A 17568-nucleotide genomic window follows, 5' to 3' on the forward strand; every position below is an offset into this window, starting at 1 on the left:
AAAATCATTAATGTTTATTTATGGTAAGGGGAAGTCGATAATGATTAGCCTGAAAGCGCCCGATACCAGTAATAAAATGTTTCTACTGATATCTTTTTCAGATTGTTCAGCCGGTTAAAGGACGGATAGGTGAATTGCCATTTAGGCACCAGAACTGGTTTCTGATGACGTTGAATTTCCGATTGGCTACCCTTTATCCGGCGGTTCAAGTAAGCTGCCTTTGCTCCTACTACAATCGCATTATCAATACAAAAATTGTTGACAATTAAGTTATTCAACCGTTTCATGCCATCCTGCAAAAACAGGAACTGAGCTTGTTTAGTCACCCTCTGTAGCCGTAGCTGCTCCATCAAACTCAGCGCCCGTACTACCTTTTCGAGAAGTTTCAAGTCAGTGGACTTTCCAAACTGTTCAGATACGGTCCTAAGCCAGTCAGCCGTAAACGCATCCTTATGAATCATGACGGGTGGCTAAAGTAGTCAGGTACTGGTTAATAAGGGGAAGTTTATGACGTCGTCGGGCATACCGCCGTAATCGGTCCTGGTTCAGATCAAACTGGTTATTAAGCTGGGGAAAGAGCGCAGGCAATTCTTCGGCGAACAGACCGAATTCCGTTGAGTCAGCAACAAGGTCAACCAGTATCTTCTCCAGGGTAGGCACGGTTAAACCATTCCTGTTTTGCTGCATGGGGGCCTCAGAGATGAGCGGTTTTATCAACAGTATCGTGCTGGTATCCGGCCTATAGCGCTCCATGAGCGCCAGATCATTCGCCCTATAAATGGGTATTGTCAACCCATTTGTAAGACCCTCAAGGATCAGGCTGTCCAGAATGGAGTCAACGGCATCGCGTTCCGTTTCAACTAACCAATAGGTAACAAACGGCTGCTGCTGCATAAAAGAATGCAACACAGCCGTCGACCACACACAGGTTGTGGTTAATGCGAACTGGCGACTCAGCCTTTCACTAATCTTCACTAACTCATTGGGCAGAGGAGGATCGAATGGAGATGAACCTGGCTTATCAGCGACAAGGGCGTAGCTACCCCGTCCCCGGCGTACTAATTTTCCCTGCTCCAGCAACGTATGAATATGCCAATCGAGCGTCGTAAGCTTTGCCTTTGGGTATTGTTCACTTAAAAGCGACAGCAACGCAGGTCTACGAATAGTTTTATTTGGTTCAAAAGCTTTCAAAAGCGTATCCTGTTGCATGAGATGCGTTCCCAAGTTTTGGCAAATATAAAGAAAAGTGCCAAAACTTGGTTATGTTCATTTTATATCCAACGCTCTAAATAGGTAAAAGAATAGATTATTCGTTAGATACATCTAAATAAATGTAGTGTACACTGAAAGTAGATTTCATGACTGTCTCAACCAAGTTGCGCAAATATTTATATCTCAAAGTAGCTCAACCTTATGAATCTACATTATATACTTTATTGGGTCTTTTAAACCTAAATTTTACTGTATCATATGTGACATTGTCTTCTTTGCAGTAGAATACATCAGGTTTTACTTCTATCATCTTTTTAGTACACTTATAACAAAAGTATTCAGCACGCTCAAGATGGCCAGCTTTGTCTTGAACAGAAGAAATCAAATTTGGATGAATGTACCCACCAACTTCACGCAAATTGGTTAGACGTCTATTCAACATTTCATGGGAACAGCAACTGCCACAGCTATCACATATAAAAAGGCCGTTAGGGCATTTACTTGAAACCCTACTATCAATAATGGAATTACACTTGCCATTTAAACAGTGATTAAGGTAAACTTCCTCAGTGTTAGTGCAATTGGTATTTGCACAACTAAATCGAACAATGGTGTGGGCAGCAAAGTGCGAGCTGTCAATGGGAGAAAGGATTTCGTTACAACTTTGGCAGTATAACTTATCCAATAGATGATTGAAGCGATTAATTAAAGCAATAAATCGATAATATTTCCCATTAGGGATATGATCTTTTAATCGATTGGTTTCATCTAGGTCAAAATGTAAAATATTGCAAAAATCAAGTAATGTGTAATCCTGCCAATCTTTTGGACTATGAAGTGTCTCACACTTTGAAAAACAAGGTTGCCCAACACACCACCAGAACTCTTTTTTAAAGCTTTCATGCACTTTATTAGCAGCTCTGCCTTCGCAAAATAAAATACCGGTGGGAACTTCGATACGCTTATATTTCACTAGATGTGGGTTATTCCCAATTCTGCCATCCTCAAAATTGAATGAAAATGTATAAGTCTGAGCAAAATTTAAAATTTCACTTTCATATGAAGAAGGAACACCCCAGTGGTTCTCTACACTATTCCATTTACATTTTGGCAATTGCTCGATGACCTTCTTTACAGCTTCAAAATTAGGTTTTTTTTCATACCTAGAATTATATGAGTGTTTATCATCTACCCATTCGCCCTCTTTATAGTAGATAGCAAAATAAAACTTATTATCGCCATACTTGACCTTTCTAATTTCCCCTTGTGTATTCCAATCAAATTCTCCTACTTGTCTTCCTAAACATTTTTCAAAATAATATGACAATTTAAATCGCTGTGATTTATTGTTTTGTATGTTATTGATTGCGATGGCCAATAGTTCACTTTCAACAAGAAACTTTCCATAAATTTCGAAAGAAACTAGTGATTTAATTATTACTTCTGATGATATATCTAACTTTACGTCAGGATTTAATTTTAAGTTTAGTTTATATAAATCAACATCAACCCGGGTAAGTTCATCTAGCCGTTTAGTAGTAAGATCAAATCGATTAGTAGCTTTCAAATAAAATAGTTTCTTAATAATTATAACCTGGTCTTCTGGATAGAAATATATAAATTTTGACTTTAATAAATCAAAATCAAAAAAACCACCTTTATCTATAAACCAAAGTAAAAGTGAATAAAATTCATTATTCATCTCCAATATATCTAATAAATATTTGTCAAATTTTGATAAATATTTTATACAATTATATTGAGAGTAAAATACCATTCTATCGGTAACAGGAATAGCATTGTATAAGTAATCTAACAAATAATCATTGATTTCAAGTTGCGTAACTAGGCCATTGGCAATCCATTTATCAAACATGTGGATTGATTCGCTATCGCTACTTATTAACTTATCGATATACTCACTTGGGAACAATTTTGCTTTACCTAATTCCCATAACTTAAAATAGTCACTAGCAGAAAAGCTTTCAAATACTATCTTATCAAAGTTTTGAAAATTTATTGAATCTAAATAAGAAAATGCAAGATCGTATACCCATTCAGACTGATCGATATGTTTAGATAAAACTTTCAACTTCAAAATGTTGAGTATAAAACCCTTGTCATCATTTTTATATAGTAATATTTTTTCAAAATCATTTTTATCAAAATTATCAATATTATCAATTATGAAAGAGTCTGAAATTTTTTCACATAGACCTTTAAAAAATAATTTTTTTTGATCTTCGTCCGAAATATTTTCTCTTGCATATTCTCTAAATAAATACAGTAACTCTGTTGACAGCTTATTTACCCAAAAATTGTCGTCAAAGAGCTTTTCAGACAATCGAAAGGAACTTAAATCTGGATTTTGTTTTTTTACAAAAATCTCTAAAAATTCATAAGCTTTTTCCCAGTCGTAAACTTTTTTGTACTCTTTCAGTAGAACAAACTGTGCACTGGTATCAAGTTTTGAAAATATCAATAGTTTTTTCTCTAATTGGGCATGTTCAATAAGAAAAGCTAATTTAATATCTTCAAAAGGTAGATCTTTGACTAGATTTTTAAGCCATAGTTCGATCATGTATTCTTTCGAAGATTGCTCTACAATCACTTCTATGAGCTGGCTATGAATTAACTCTTTACTAGTAGAGCTAATTCTACTATCAACTTCACCTTCAATCTTAATGTATTCATTGAATAAATGATTATTTGAAATTAAACCAATATTTTTGGACTGCAGATGAATTTTCTCGATGAACTTTCTTACATAAGTCTCATCTAAATTTGCTTTCAAAACAACTAAATTAACATTCTCTATAAAGTTAAGAAGAGCATAAAGGTTAGTAATGGAAGGCAAGTCTAATAAATGCAACTGACTTACTTCTTTATCCCATAAATCATTATAAAATCCTGAATTAAAAGTATAGCTTTTTATTCTATTTAAATCTATCGAGTTAAGCCTATTGCTATTCTCAAGTAATATATCTTTGGGGATTTCATAATCCCCTTTATCGTCATAATTTATAAATTCAAATTTACTAGTTTTCCAAACATTAAATAAAATATTCCTATCTAATTTATCGCCAAAATGACCAAAACATCTACCTAGTATACTATTAGCAATTTCAGTTTTATAATATTTTCTAATTGAACTCTTTATAAACCCAGCGTATTCAATAAATAAATCACGATTCAAACCTGCATCAAAATATCCAGTGACAATTGGTACAATTTCTTGCTCATTTTTATCCCAAAAGAATTGTTTTACTGCAAGGTCTAATAAGCTGAATTTTTTACGTTCTCTTTTTTTATAGGGATTCCCACGGTAACCAAGACCGGTGATTTCAACTTCGATATATATATCATCTTTCTTACCCAAATAAGTTTGTAAAATTGGCCAATCCGAATCTTCTCCAATAAAATGGATATTTTTAGCCGTCTTTCCAGAATTTTTTAGTTCGAAAACCAAAGCTGCCCCTTTGGAGAAATCACGCACTTTTCCATGAATATTTTTCTTATCTATTAGATATTCTGTATTTTCTATTCCGCATACAACACCTATTCCTTTGCTTTCATCGAACCACTTCAGTATCCCAATATGTGCCATTTTAATTAATGGATATTAACAATAAATTATTTAAAAATTCATATGTATTGTAACAAAACTACAAATTATCTGAATATTTTTATTGAAAAGTGAGTAATTCTATATTATTTATAACCTGTTGTTATGTTGGCAAGCTGCAATTAAAATAAGTACAATGCTCTGCACCGACGATAAATTGTGCTAGGCTGGTTAGGAGCAATTCTCCATCGTTAAGGCGTTTGGCTAAATACCAGGCTGGGGTAGTCAGACGCTTGACAAGATGGACACCACCTTTAGCTTTGAGACAAGTACAGTCTGTTACTAGCAGGAACAGAAATCGTTTACTTAACCGTTTTTTTGTTCGAACACTTAGCTTTGCCTTCAGTATAAAAATATTCCACTTATGCGTTAATACTGTTAAAGGTCTTTAACTGAAGCAAAGGATAACCCTTAAGACAATTGAAAAAGTAAATCTCCTTTTCTCGATTGGGTTACTAATGGGTTCGATCATCCTTCTAATCTATCTGTGGAAGAAGACGGATTGGAAACAAGAGCGTGAATTTCAACGATATATGCGCTCCATTGACTCGAAAAAACTTCCTGAAAAGCCCCGATCACCTAACCCATAAGCGCTTACTCCGAATTCGAGGACAACATCGAATCGGTCTCGTCTTGACTAGCCCGTTCCACGGTTTGGACGAATTCCTCCGTGGAAACCGTATGGATATAAGGATCGTCGATTTCTTCTGCCGAATCAGAATCAGTGAGCGGATCTTCTAGAGTCATGCCTGCCGGAGCTTAACAATTAAATTACGTTGAACCCGATTGTCTAATCAGAACCCGTCCCGTCCTGTAAAGTTAGCTATAAAGTCTGGAAAGCCTATTTCTGCGCTGCCGCATACTGTTAACTTGGCTAAATTTGTTCACCGTTACACAAAGACTTATTTGTGTAAATTGGTGAAACCCATTTATTTTTTGTAGGTTAGCAATCTGTCACGCTTTACAACGTACCGATACCTGTACATCGACCCTTATGCCCATTTGTCGCAATGCCCTCATCTCAATCATCGAGCCTGACCTTACCCGCCCTGCTCAGCTGGTATCGTGACCTGACCAGGGACTCGCTTTCGGTGGGTGATAACATCGGGTTAATTCATATCTATCATTCGGCCGCGCTGGACGGGTGTAGTCTCACGCTTAGCGAAAGTCTCGCGTTGCTGGAGTACGGGGCAACCACGGACAGTAAACCGGCCGCCCATCATTGGATGCTAGTCGATTATCAGCAGGCTCAACAACAGATGCTGGCCTGGGCCGCTGAGCGGGAACCCCTGAATCGCGCCCGGCTTCAAGCCATTGGCACGGCCCTGATGCGCCGGACGGGTGGACCCATGCATACAATACTGGGCAGTTATGACTCCAAACAGGGCGAATTCCGGCTAGCCAGTCCCATGACGGCCCATCGCAAGTTAGTCGACGCGCAGAAACTACCCGCCGCCGTGGACAAACTGCTCAGGCAGCTTAATACAGATGTAGCCGCCCCTAAAACCATGCGTCAGCTTTATGATCTTTCCTTTAAGGTGCATTACGACCTGCTTTGCCTGCAGCCCTTTGGGGAGGGTAATGGCCGGGTGGCTCGCCTGCTGATGAATTACGTTCAGCACTACCACAAACTCCCCATCAGTTTAGTACATGCTACTGATCGTCAGGCTTATACAAAGGCTTTGGATCAATCCCAATCGCAGTCTTTTGCCAGACCTATCCTTGATTTCATGTATGCACAACTCATTACCTATTTACAAATGGAGTGTGAACGCCTTAGCCAGTACCCGTCCTAGCCCTCATGGATAAGCTTTCCCTTCTTAGGCGCTAAGGCAATCCCGGCTTCGACACATCACCCATCAATCGACTTAGTAACTACAACTGGAATGCCAATACCTGCCAGACGTCCCGACGATCATTCGCCCTCACCGGCCTCCGCCCCGGCGAGTTACACTGTATCCCGACTAATCGCGTATTTTGCCATTACGCTGCCTGCCTCCAGTAACTACCCCCGTCATGCCAGGGCTTACCTCGACTACTGCTTACAACAGGGGTATGGCGTGGATGGGTTTAGCCTGGGTCTGTATGCTACTGGATTCCGACCCAACCGCATCTCGCCCCTGCGCAAGTTTCTTTTCTTTTATCAGCAACTCGGCTACCCGCAGATCCTTCTGGACCCGCCTAAAAAAGAGATCTCTCCCGCGGCCAACGAACTGGTCCTCCGCTTCATTCGGGAGCATAAAGGATTAAAAGGGGAACGTTCCAAACAGACCTATACCCAGGCATTAAATGCGTTTTTCCATTACATTGATGCGCAGCTGCAGCAGGGCCGGCCAGCCTCGCTGACTGGCCTAACGGTCAATGACTACATCACCCAGCTAAACCGGCAGGGAAAGTCACCCTTCACCATCAACATTTATCTATCCCCGGTAAAGCAACTAGCCGCCTGGTGCGTGCTGAAGCGAAAGGAGCTGGCCCTTACCCCCGACCAGGTCGAGTCTCTTCAGGATGTGCAGGCCGTGAAAGGGTTTACCGTGGAGCGTCGCTTTTACAAAGAGAGTTTGGAAGCCAACGAGCGAACCGACTTGCTGGCCTCGGCAGCTTCGCCCCGTGACCGGGCTATTCTGGCCCTGTTAAGCCTGGAGGGATTACGTACCGTTGAGATCACGCGTCTCCTATTGGCCGACGTGGATGTCGATCGTCGTCTGATTCATGTACTGGGAAAAGGAAAGAGCACTAAAAAGCCCATTAAGCTTTTCGAAGCCTGCCTGGGGCCGCTGGTTGGTTACCTGCAAAGTATCCAGCAGTGGCCGCTGCCCGAACAGGATCAGAAAACCCCTTTGTTTGCGAACCTGACCACGGCTCAGGTTCGCTACATTACCAACAAACACCTGCTGAAAAATGGCCTTAAAAAGAAAGGCATGTCGGCGCACAGTCTTCGGCATACGGCGGCGCAACTGCTGCTGGATGAGGGTGTTGAATTAGTGTATGTTCAGCAGCATCTGCGCCATGAATCGATCGAAACGACGCAGTTTTATACCTTAAAACAAACCCTTAAAACGTATTTTCAGAAACTACCCAATTAGGCAAAGGCGGCTTAGCTTCCTATTGATTTACGGAATCGTTTCAACCAATTGATTCATCAGGAAGCCAGAACAATCATCAACACTAACAGGAATGAACCCATTGTCGTAGCCATCAACAAATCCATTAGCGTTCTGGTCAATGGCGTATACTGTTTTCGGCGTAAAAGCAGGAACATGAGGAGGATTCCGACCAGACCGACCGCTATTAATTTTAACACAAACTGGCGATTTGTCATACTTGCCCTTAGGAGTTAACGGTCTGGATTTACTTCGGACGAAAATAGACAATATTTAAATAGGCCTACATTAGCCGTACTTTTTTGATCCCCTAATAACTAATCGCTTTATCCCCTGTTCCTACTAATTCACACTGGACTAGTTCGTATAACGCAGCCAGAAAAAAAACAATTATCAGCCCTTTGTTTGTTACCTTGCTGAAACATTTCACCAGTTAACTATTTACTAGTATGGGCTTTATACGAATCTTCCGCGTGCTGTTCGCCAATAGTTATATACGACCTTTCGAACAGTCTTTTTTCTTTACTCTTTATGCTCCTATGATCAAGCCGTGGGTCCAACGGGTTGTCCAACGGGAGTACATGCAACCATGGACCTTATTGTTTATCATCTGGGCGATAGCGATGGCCGCCTTACCCGCTGTTACCTTTTTCTCATCGTTTCTTTTACAGGGGCTCAGTCAAAATACCTTTATACCTACCGGGTTCCTAACAACGGCCATCTTACTGGTTCAGTTGTTGATTGGAGGTATCGAAGTGTGGGGTATCTACTACATTACCCGGCTGCACCTCACCAAATTATTTTACTGGCACCGGGACAAATATCCGGATTGGCCAAATCGACCGATCTGGTTTCAAATGGATCGATACGTGTTTCGACCAGAGGTGTTTGCGCTGGTCATTGTTACGTTCTTCTGGCTACAACTAGGGAATTTTATGCAGCATAGTGACTTACTGCTCTTTCAAAACGGCGGGTGGATCTCGTTGATCCAACTCTGGTTGCCATGGGTAGGTGGAGCCGTATGGCCAATGGTATCAATTTTCTATCACCGTCAACTCCTGGAATTATAATGAATTAGCCAAAATGAATCTGTGAAGTAAAGTAAATCGACGTCAGCAAAAAGCCGCTTCCTAGCAGGGAACGGCTTTTTAGTTGGCTAACAACAAATCGAACGCTTTAAACAGCTTCGATCACTTCAGTTTCCAGTTGTTTTTTCAATTCACTAACCAGCAAGCTTAATTGGGTCAACTGCTCCTGTTTTTTGAAGGGATGATTCAAATTCTGACTAAAGGCTTCCTGTTGATTAAGGGCCCGTTCCAGTTGTTTTTTTTCTACTTCGGGCGCGTCTAACGTTCGATTAATGGCCGCTCGCAGGGACGTTCCCAATGCCCATCCGTAGTTAATCTGGCCCTTTAGATTTACCCCCCATTGGTAACTGATGGAGTAAATAGCGCGGCCTGTTTCCCGATCATGGCCGCTCCATTCCCCTTTCAATTGTATATCTAAGCCGTTTACCGTAAGCAGACCTGAACTATACGCGCCGTTGGTACGCCGGGCTGCGGATTTGATTTCAGAGAAATACCGCTCTAATGGTTCGCTCCAGTCGGCTTTATTGGTAAACTGCTGACCAGTAAACCCAATCGTTTTAATCATTCCGTCAACCTCATCGGTTGGCATGTCTACGAACTTATTTTTTATGATTTCGGCCTCCAAGCTCAATTTTGGCAAAAGCCCGTTTAAATGAACACTCGTGCGCCGGGCTTCTTCAATCATGGATTGTGCGTTCATTAAACCCCGTTGCCACGCCTTTTTCTGCTGATTCAGCCGCGTTAATTCATGGTTTTTAGCCGTATAGAGCAAGGCAGTCTGAGAGCCGGATAAGGTAGCCATCATCTGTTCATAATTCATTGACGAAAAATCGTCGTCGTCCGATACATCGGCCATTGTTTCAACCGTAGCCCCCCCTTTTAGAACCTGGTTGATAAATTTTTGCTTCATGGCTAACCGGCCGTAACTCGTCGCGTCAAGGGTTTTTTCTACGCCATAGGTTAGTACCTCAACGCATCGTTTCCAGACGGCGAATAAATTACCCTGTCGAATAATTCGCCCGTTCCGCTGTTCAAAATCGGTGGGCCGGTTGGGAGCGTCTAAATGATGGATAGCGGCTAAACGTTCCTGAACGTTTACCCCAACGCCCAGACGTTCACTACTGCCCATCAGAACGCGAATCCGGCCGGTGCGAACATTGGCAAAAATGGGCTCCCGTTTGTTTTTATCGGCGGGAACAACACAGATTTCCTCGGTGGGAATGCCCAATAAGCGCAGTTTATGGGCAATTTCGTCGAATAGATTGAATTGAGCAGACATCGCCACTAAACCGGCGGACCGGCCGGTTTCCTCGTCAGTCTCGCCAGCAAACATGCTGGCTGACGAGGTAAATACATCGCAAAAAACTAACTGCGTTCCTTTAACGTCGCCGGTCTGGTGGTAAATCCGGTGTATTTCTGCAACAGCCCGGTTCACTTTATTACCGGGTTCATCCTCGGCGGTGGGATCGATCAAGCGTATATCCAGCGTCGCTTTTTTAGCCTTGCCGTACATCACTAACGGTATATGACTGTTCTCGCGCTTTTCTTTGCCGGTTAACTGCTCGAACCAGCGCAGGGTTTGCCGAATATCAAAAAGTTCAGCCCTAACGCCCGGCGTTTGGGGCAGCAAAATACGGGTGAAGCCGGGATTGGCGGGGGTGGTTTCTGTGGCGGGTTGGCTGGCTAAAACCGGTAAAAAGTCGCCGGTTTTAAACTCATGTACATCATCGGCCAAGACAACGTCTACCGACTGCCGGTATAAGGCTGACAACTGGGCAACGTTCATAAACTGCGCCAGTCGCTCTACGGTCTTAAACTGACCCGATGTACTTAATTCAAAAACGGGCACCACTTTACAGAATGTTCCGCAAAACTGGTCAAAGGTGGCTAGTTGCAATTTTTCCAATCGGTCGCTGGCAATGTAGCGTAGCATCGTCCAGGCTTCGGCCATCGTGTTTGAAATAGGGGTTCCCGTTGCCAGAATGACCCGCCCGTTTTTATTTAAAATGGTCCGGCATTTGACCATGGCTTGAAAGGCATCCTGACTCCCGGCTGTATCAATGCCTTTAATTTGGTAGCGGCTGGTCGTAAAGCCAAACCGTTTGTATTTGTGGGCTTCATCCAGAAACAGCGCATCAATTCCCAATTGAGAGAAATTAAGCATCTGATCTTTTTTGCGGCTGGCCTGTTCAAGCCGTTTGGCTTCTATTTTGGCTTTCCGTTTGTTGATTTGTTTAACGCGTTGCTTCCCGCTCCGGCGGTTGGCCCGGCCTTCGGCGGAGGGGTCTCTGTCGTCGTAGTCAATGCGGCTTAGTTCATCCCGAATTAATTCTTCTTCGATCGCTACATCATCCGGGATGAGCTTTAAGAACGACTGCGGAATAACAATGCCGTCGAACCGGTTCGTCGCTATCCGTTGCAGAAACCGTTTTCGGTTGGATGCCTGTAAGTCAGCCGGGGTTGGCTGGTAAACAATTGCGCCGGGGTACAGCGCGCGCCAAGCCTTCGCAAAATCCTCGACGGTTGAATTCTGCACGGCAACCAGGGCTTTTGATGCTCTGCCAAGCCGGATCAATTCCATGGCGGTCGAGATGATCTCCCAGGTCTTACCCGTTCCGACCCAATGGGCAAATAGACAGTCCTCCTGTTTTCCCCGCTCAACGGCTTTAAACTGGTGGTCACGTAAGGTAATTAACGGGGAAGCACCGGGATAATGGGCCATGGTCGGTTTGGCAAACTGGCGTTCGACATAGCTATTAAACCGTTCGTTAAATGCCTTTTCTATGGCGGGGGCGTAATGCTCCCGCGCCCACTGGTTAAACTGTTCCTGCAAGACTTCCTGTTGCTGTACGGCGGCAGTCATGGCCTCAATGTCCTTGACCTCCTTTTTATTTCCAGCCTCATCCTGTATAGTTTTGGTGATGACTATACTACGCTGATTCAACGCGGCTTCGATTAATTCAAGGGCGGTACGTTCTTTGGTACCCTGTGACTGATTGAGGGCGGAGTACCCCGTTTGATTGGCTAAACGGTACTCGGCCCGTTGTGAACTATATACTAAGGTTAGTTTTATCGAAAGCAAGGTCTGTATCCAGTCGGTTATACAAGCCAGTGGCAACCAGTTCGATCCTAATTGAAAACTAATCAACGATACCGGTAAACTAGGCGGTAGTATAGCTTGTAAGGCATCTAGATTGGCCTGTAACTGCGGCTCATCCAGCAATCGGCCTTCCAATAGGGTTAGTTTCTCCCGAATATCCCCCGACAGATACGTACCGGCATCTAGTAACTCATCGGCCCGCTCCGGGTCTATAAAGGCTAGCGCGTTCGTTAAAAGGTAGGTACGTACTTCGCCAATAGGCTTGCCCGTTAGCGTACTGATATAATCCAGATCAATACGGCCGTGGTTAAATAAGGACAGACTTAACCCGTCCTCTACTAAATCAACGTGCGTGATGGTGGTAAGGGCTCCAAACACCCGTTCCCGCAAAATGGCCGATTCAACAATGACTGGTTTTCCGTGGGCATCCAGCTTTTGCATTTCAAGCGCCTGAACGCTTAAAAACTGACCGTCTACGGATTCAATCCAGTTTAGCGACCGATTGGCGGACAATCGCCCGTACGTGGTGACAAAGAACGTATAGTGGTCTTGTAGCTCCTGACGTAAGGCATCACAAACGGAATCACTCTGATTCTGTTCCGCCTTTAACAAAGCAAAGAACAGGCGTTTTAGGGTCGAATAGGAACGGTATATACGCTGCTTGCTCCACATTCGGCCCCGAATTTTCACGGTTCCGCTCAAAGCGGGATTTATACGTTCCGTGCGTTCTTCGGGCAACTTTGCCCCCGCCTGACCAAACCGGCTGGCGGCCCCCTGTAGCTGGTTCCCTAATTGAGTTACGGCTTCATCCAGTCGGGTAGCCAGTTCGCTACTGCGTTCCAGAAATAACGTCTGGCGGTCGCCCCGGTAAAGCCCTCCCTTTCCTACTTCGCTGGCAAAAGTCATTTCCCCTAACATCCGATGTGGATTTTCAACGTAGTATTGGTTGACCTGAATGCTTGGCATAACGGGGGGGTCGTCTTGGTCTTCCCCCTCGCTGGTCAGTGTTCGCAGTGTAGCCGTATTGACAAAGGGTTGAGCAAACGAGGTACGAGCCTGATTTTCGGGCCGCTTTTGAAATAGTAAAATATCCGTCGTTACTTCGGTGCTGGCGGTTTTATCAAATGCGCAGGAGGGCAGACGAATGGCACCCAACAATTCCATGCGCTGTTCATCCAGTTTAAGGCGAAAGGCTTTACTACCGGCATCCAGCGTGCCCATTGACGTAATGAAACAAACCAATCCACCGGGAACGACAAGTCGGGACGCCTTACCGATAAAATAATTATGAATATGAAACGGGCACCAATCCCGGTCAACGGCATCAAAAACAGTGTAATCCCCGAACGGCACATTGCCAATTATCAGATCGTACTTGCCTCGTTCCAGCGGGGCTACCTCTAGCCCCGTTGCGTGGGTAATCACTTCGGGATAAAGCAGCGCTAAAATAGCGGCTGACAGGGGGTCTTTCTCGACGGCAGTAATCGTAGAGGCTTGCCGTAAATGGTCGGGCATAGCCCCGATGAAATGACCTGTACCGGCGGCTGGCTCTAAAACCCGGCCTCCCTTGAAGCCTACTTTTTCCGCTAACGCCCACATTCGTTTAATGACCTCAATGCTGGTAAAGAATGCGTTTAAGGTGCTCTGCCCGGCCCCTTCCCGTTCCATGGGCGTCATTAACGAATCGGCCTCCATTCGCAAACTTTTGTATTTCCGGTACCAGCGGTTTTGTTCTTCGGTCTGCGCCTCTACGTCGGTTGCCCTATGGGTTACCTCATCCCACAGAGCCGCCAAACTGCCCCATCCGCTAAAACGGGCTAATTCATTACACTGCTCCGGTGTGGGTTGCTGCTGATTGGCGTTCAGCGATTTACAAAGGGCAATAGCCGCCAGATTAGCGCGAATCCGGCCTATTTCGCCCGTTGGGGCGGGTTCTTGCTGTAAGCTAAACCGTTGAATCCGTGGCGAAACGATCTGGTTAACCGCTCGAACGGCAGGAACCAGTTCGGGTGCAACTTGTAGCAGTACGTCAAATAAACTGAGTTGAACGGGTGCGCCCTGTTGCGAAGTTGCCGGGCGTTTGGCTTTGAGAGGTTTCATACAATTCTTAGGTGTTCTCTTTGTTGTTTAGCCTATAAAAATACCGATATGCCGACCGAGAAAACCCCTAAGAACATTCTAATAATCAACTCAAAATCAACCCTTTACCCTGTTATAGTAGGCCCGTAGGGCCTCTATTTCGAACGTATTCCGACTTGCCCATCCGGGCTTCGTTTATTCTTCACTCATGAATCTGGTGAAGTGATGTGGACAAAAATTGGTAAGGCCTCGGGTTCATAAGGGGATTATTCCGAGATTTAACCAGCGGGAAGGAGCGCTTGAGAAAACCCAAAAACTATAGATAAACGCGTGCAGACCACACCCTAACTACCCTGAACGGCCATCGCCAATTCATACGTTTACAATCCATATTGGAACTGCATGAGAACGGATAGTGGAATAAAAAATGTCGTTGAATTTCGGCTAACCGGAACCGCTGCGGCGGGCCGTCCCCGATGGCAATTTATTGGTGAGTTTTTATCACCTGAATATCGCCAGCAAAGAGGCCGTCAATTGGCATATTGCCGAGCAACTGGTTGAGGGTAGGTTAATGGCTGAGGTTTTATATGAAGGAAACTTGCAGAATAATACCGCCTATCCAGCTGCGATTTACCGACTCCTCGAACGGGTCGAGGTGTATGTCAACTGCGTCCGGATCGAACGGGTAAAGTAGGACCATTTAGTGCATTATATGGAGACTGATCGACCAGCAACACGAAAGGCTAAAACAGGCAACACGTTATGATGAGTTTTGACACAGGTCGGCCATTTCCGATCGATCGCTACCAGGCCACGGGGCAGGAATCGATTAAAGCCATGATGACGGAGGGCTTGTTCGACATCCTGTTTTACACGCTTAACCCCGTCGACGACCGCGCCCTGTTCAACCGGGGTCTGCTTCGCTACGGCCTCTACGAACGGGAGGGCCTGCCGTTTTTTCTAATCGAGTTCCCTGGCCACTTCAGCTTTGACGTTCCGCTTAATATCCGTAAAATCGATCCAGATGCGGTCGCCGACTGGATCAAGAGCGACGCCAACGGCTTGACGCTTTACTTGCTCAATGCGCGCTCCAATATCATCGAAGGGATACGATTCATGGGTTTGCGGCCCGAGCTGATTACCCAACTCCGGCAGGTCAGCCAAGAGCAGCTGGCCCGCTACCCGACACCCTCGGCTGTCGAGGACGGCTTTGATCAGATTTACGCCCACACGAGCCTTGATCAGATGGTGCGGGGCACGACGATGTACTTATACTAAACCGGACACATCTTGTTAGCGTCGGCAAGTTCCATGAAAGCCAGTTCGGTTATTCATGATGCGTTAATTCCGGCGGGCTGTTTGTCGAGTGAAGTTTTAAGGCGTTTCAGTACCTCCACTGAATTTGCATTACCTTGTCGTGCAGCTTTTATGGTTGTAGTGATGGTCTTGGCCAGATTATCAGTCGATTCCCAAGCCGATATTTTATGGTACGTAGCGGGCCATTGCTTACTGATGAACCAGCTAATAAGCGCTTCTGTATCCTCATTCATAATACAAAGATAGTCACCCTGTTGCTGGCAGGTATTTCCGGGGGTAAAGAAAGCCTCCCGGAGGATTTTCGTAAGGAGTTATGACCTTATCGTCTGCTCTATGACCTAATTGCTTAAAAAAATGTCAACTTACTGACCTTTTCTTCTATATTACAGGGTTAGACAATACTTGTTTTTGCCTTACAGTTTATGATTGGGTAGATCTAGGAAAAGCGCCATCAGGGAGTTGATCTACGTTAAATCGTAAGGCGGCATTTGCTCGTTTTCTATCAACTTGCTGTTTGAATAGATCAAAGCTTGCTCCGACTTGGCGCAGGCTAATCACTCTTTTTCGCGGGTAGCAACGTCTTGGCCTCTTTTGCTAATTCCCGCCTTATACCATTGATAATATCGGCCAGGGTAATTGCCGATGTGTTTGCTAAGGCTACGAGCACACAATAACGCAACACATTGATAATGGAACCGCCCGTCAGCGCATACTCATCAGCGAGTGCTTCAAAATCAACATCCTCGGCAAGCACTATATCCTTAAGCTCTTGTGTCTTTTTATCCTCAGTCTTAGTCTTGATGGCTTCCGCTGCTGCTTCATCTACCGGTTTTCCGGAGGTAAATATACTTTGCCAGAGCAACCTGCGCTGTTCTGGCGATGGAATGGGAAAGTGGATCATAACCTGGAAACGGCGGGAAAGAGCTTCGTCGAGGTTGGCCTTCTGGTTAGAGGCTAGCACAATCACCCCCGGAAAGTCCTCGATGCGCTGCAGCAGGTACGAGACCTCCTGGTTGGCGTAACGGTCGTTGGCCGAAGCCGTAGTGGTGCGCTTGCCAAACAGGGCATCGGCCTCGTCAAAAAATAGTATCCATTGATGATGCTGGGCCATGTCGAACACCCGCGCCAGGTTCTTCTCTGTCTCGCCTACGAATTTTGACACAATCATCGACAGGTCAATCCTATAAACAGGATGGTTAGTTTTCTTTCCCAGCAGGCAGGCGGTTAGGGTTTTGCCGGTGCCCGGTGGGCCATAAAACAGAGCACGATACCCTGGTTTGAGGTGTTTGCCATAAGTTGGGTGCTGCATGATCAAGCTCTGGTAGGTCAACCAGGTCTCCATCTCCTTTAATTCGTCCATCACCTGCTCGTCCAGCAACAGGTCGTCCCAGTCAAGCTGGGTGGTTACCAATTGCGCGGGAAAATCAGGGATATGATTAGACTGGGCAGCTTTCCCGGTAGTCAGTAGGGCTAAATACGCTGGCGTTACAGACAACGTACCACTCATGGGTGGCTCATCAATTTCGGTAATTCCTAGCCGCAATACATTCATACTAAACAGAATCGATTGCAGATACAGCTCGTATATGAGTTCTAACCGGTTTCCTAACTTGCCATTAACCAGCAGAAACAGAGCCGTTTCGCCCGTCGGCAAAAAGCCCCCATTGTGTTTACCCCGCATTCCACCAAATTGCGTATAGCCTCGGTTATGGTCGTTGTCCTGCCGAAAAAAGGGGTCGAGTACTTCGGGGCGTAGGTGAGGGGCCAGTGCAAGAATCAACAGAAGTCGCTCTGCCGGGCTCAGTTTCAGGTCACCCACTAGTTTACTATAAGGTGTCGCTTTGTCAGGTAGATCGGGCGGCTTAAGCGTACTATCAACATCAGAAGTGTTTTCAAGCAATTGCTTAATTCGGGCATCAATGATGGCACTTAGCCAACCCAATTCGGCATATAACACACCAGAATTAGCGTATGCCAACGCAGCCTTAATTTCCTCTGTAGAATCTATCAATTTTGTTGGTTTCATCGGGCTTATGAGCGGCT

12 protein-coding genes are annotated in these 17568 nt (G+C 44.8%); 5 read left to right on the forward strand and 7 right to left on the reverse strand.

Annotation, left to right across the window (positions count from 1 at the left end; genetic code table 11):
• Positions 1-44: 44 nt before the first annotated feature.
• From ACYVAM_RS29240 to ACYVAM_RS29250, 3 genes are all read right to left on the reverse strand, one after another.
• The gene (locus tag ACYVAM_RS29240; RefSeq protein WP_461073712.1) at positions 45-461 is read right to left on the reverse strand and encodes a hypothetical protein; all 417 of its coding nucleotides are present in this window, start codon (positions 459-461) and stop codon (positions 45-47) included.
• Positions 451-1209 carry a DUF6577 family protein gene (locus ACYVAM_RS29245; RefSeq protein WP_461073713.1) on the reverse strand — a complete coding sequence of 253 codons (759 nt, stop codon included), beginning with the start codon at positions 1207-1209 and terminating at the stop codon, positions 451-453. The genes ACYVAM_RS29240 and ACYVAM_RS29245 overlap by 11 nt, the downstream gene beginning before the upstream one ends.
• A 202-nt stretch (positions 1210-1411) precedes the next feature.
• A complete protein-coding gene (locus ACYVAM_RS29250) occupies positions 1412-4819 on the reverse strand; it encodes a hypothetical protein (protein WP_461073714.1) in 3408 nt (1135 codons plus the stop codon).
• A gap of 1028 nt (positions 4820-5847) precedes the next feature.
• Here ACYVAM_RS29250 and ACYVAM_RS29255 point away from each other — a divergent pair.
• Both ACYVAM_RS29255 and ACYVAM_RS29260 read left to right on the forward strand, forming a co-directional pair.
• Positions 5848-6633, forward strand: coding sequence for a Fic family protein (locus tag ACYVAM_RS29255; RefSeq protein WP_461073715.1), 786 nt, complete (start codon positions 5848-5850; stop codon positions 6631-6633).
• Between the two features lie 90 nt (positions 6634-6723).
• The gene (locus tag ACYVAM_RS29260; protein ID WP_461073716.1) at positions 6724-7923 is read left to right on the forward strand and encodes a tyrosine-type recombinase/integrase; all 1200 of its coding nucleotides are present in this window, start codon (positions 6724-6726) and stop codon (positions 7921-7923) included.
• Positions 7924-7979: 56 nt separating this feature from the next.
• On the opposite strand, the gene ACYVAM_RS29265 is transcribed toward ACYVAM_RS29260, so the two are convergent.
• Positions 7980-8159 carry a hypothetical protein gene (locus tag ACYVAM_RS29265; protein WP_461073717.1) on the reverse strand — a complete coding sequence of 60 codons (180 nt, stop codon included), beginning with the start codon at positions 8157-8159 and terminating at the stop codon, positions 7980-7982.
• Positions 8160-8480: 321 nt separating this feature from the next.
• Here ACYVAM_RS29265 and ACYVAM_RS29270 point away from each other — a divergent pair, with 321 nt between their 5' ends.
• Positions 8481-9011: a hypothetical protein gene (locus ACYVAM_RS29270; RefSeq protein WP_461073718.1), complete on the forward strand. Its 531-nt coding sequence runs from the start codon at positions 8481-8483 to the stop codon at positions 9009-9011.
• Positions 9012-9117: 106 nt separating this feature from the next.
• Here ACYVAM_RS29270 and ACYVAM_RS29275 read toward each other — a convergent pair whose 3' ends face one another.
• The gene (locus ACYVAM_RS29275; protein ID WP_461073719.1) at positions 9118-14229 is read right to left on the reverse strand and encodes an Eco57I restriction-modification methylase domain-containing protein; all 5112 of its coding nucleotides are present in this window, start codon (positions 14227-14229) and stop codon (positions 9118-9120) included.
• A 469-nt stretch (positions 14230-14698) separates the two neighbouring features.
• On the opposite strand from ACYVAM_RS29275, the gene ACYVAM_RS29280 reads away from it, so the two are divergent.
• Together ACYVAM_RS29280 and ACYVAM_RS29285 are read left to right on the forward strand one after the other, a co-directional pair.
• Positions 14699-14902, forward strand: a complete 204-nt coding sequence (locus ACYVAM_RS29280; RefSeq protein ID WP_461073720.1) for a hypothetical protein — start codon at positions 14699-14701, stop codon at positions 14900-14902.
• Between the two features lie 68 nt (positions 14903-14970).
• A complete protein-coding gene (locus ACYVAM_RS29285; RefSeq protein ID WP_461073721.1) occupies positions 14971-15486 on the forward strand; it encodes a hypothetical protein in 516 nt (171 codons plus the stop codon).
• A gap of 53 nt (positions 15487-15539) precedes the next feature.
• Here ACYVAM_RS29285 and ACYVAM_RS29290 read toward each other — a convergent pair whose 3' ends face one another.
• Complete coding sequence (locus ACYVAM_RS29290; protein WP_461073722.1) at positions 15540-15758, reverse strand: hypothetical protein; 219 nt, start codon at positions 15756-15758, stop codon at positions 15540-15542.
• 317 nt (positions 15759-16075) lie between these two features.
• On the reverse strand, positions 16076-17551 hold the full coding sequence (locus ACYVAM_RS29295) for an ATP-binding protein (protein WP_461073723.1): 1476 nt from the start codon (positions 17549-17551) through the stop codon (positions 16076-16078).
• Positions 17552-17568 lie beyond the last annotated feature (17 nt).

The sequence above is a fragment of the Spirosoma horti genome (assembly GCF_054776595.1).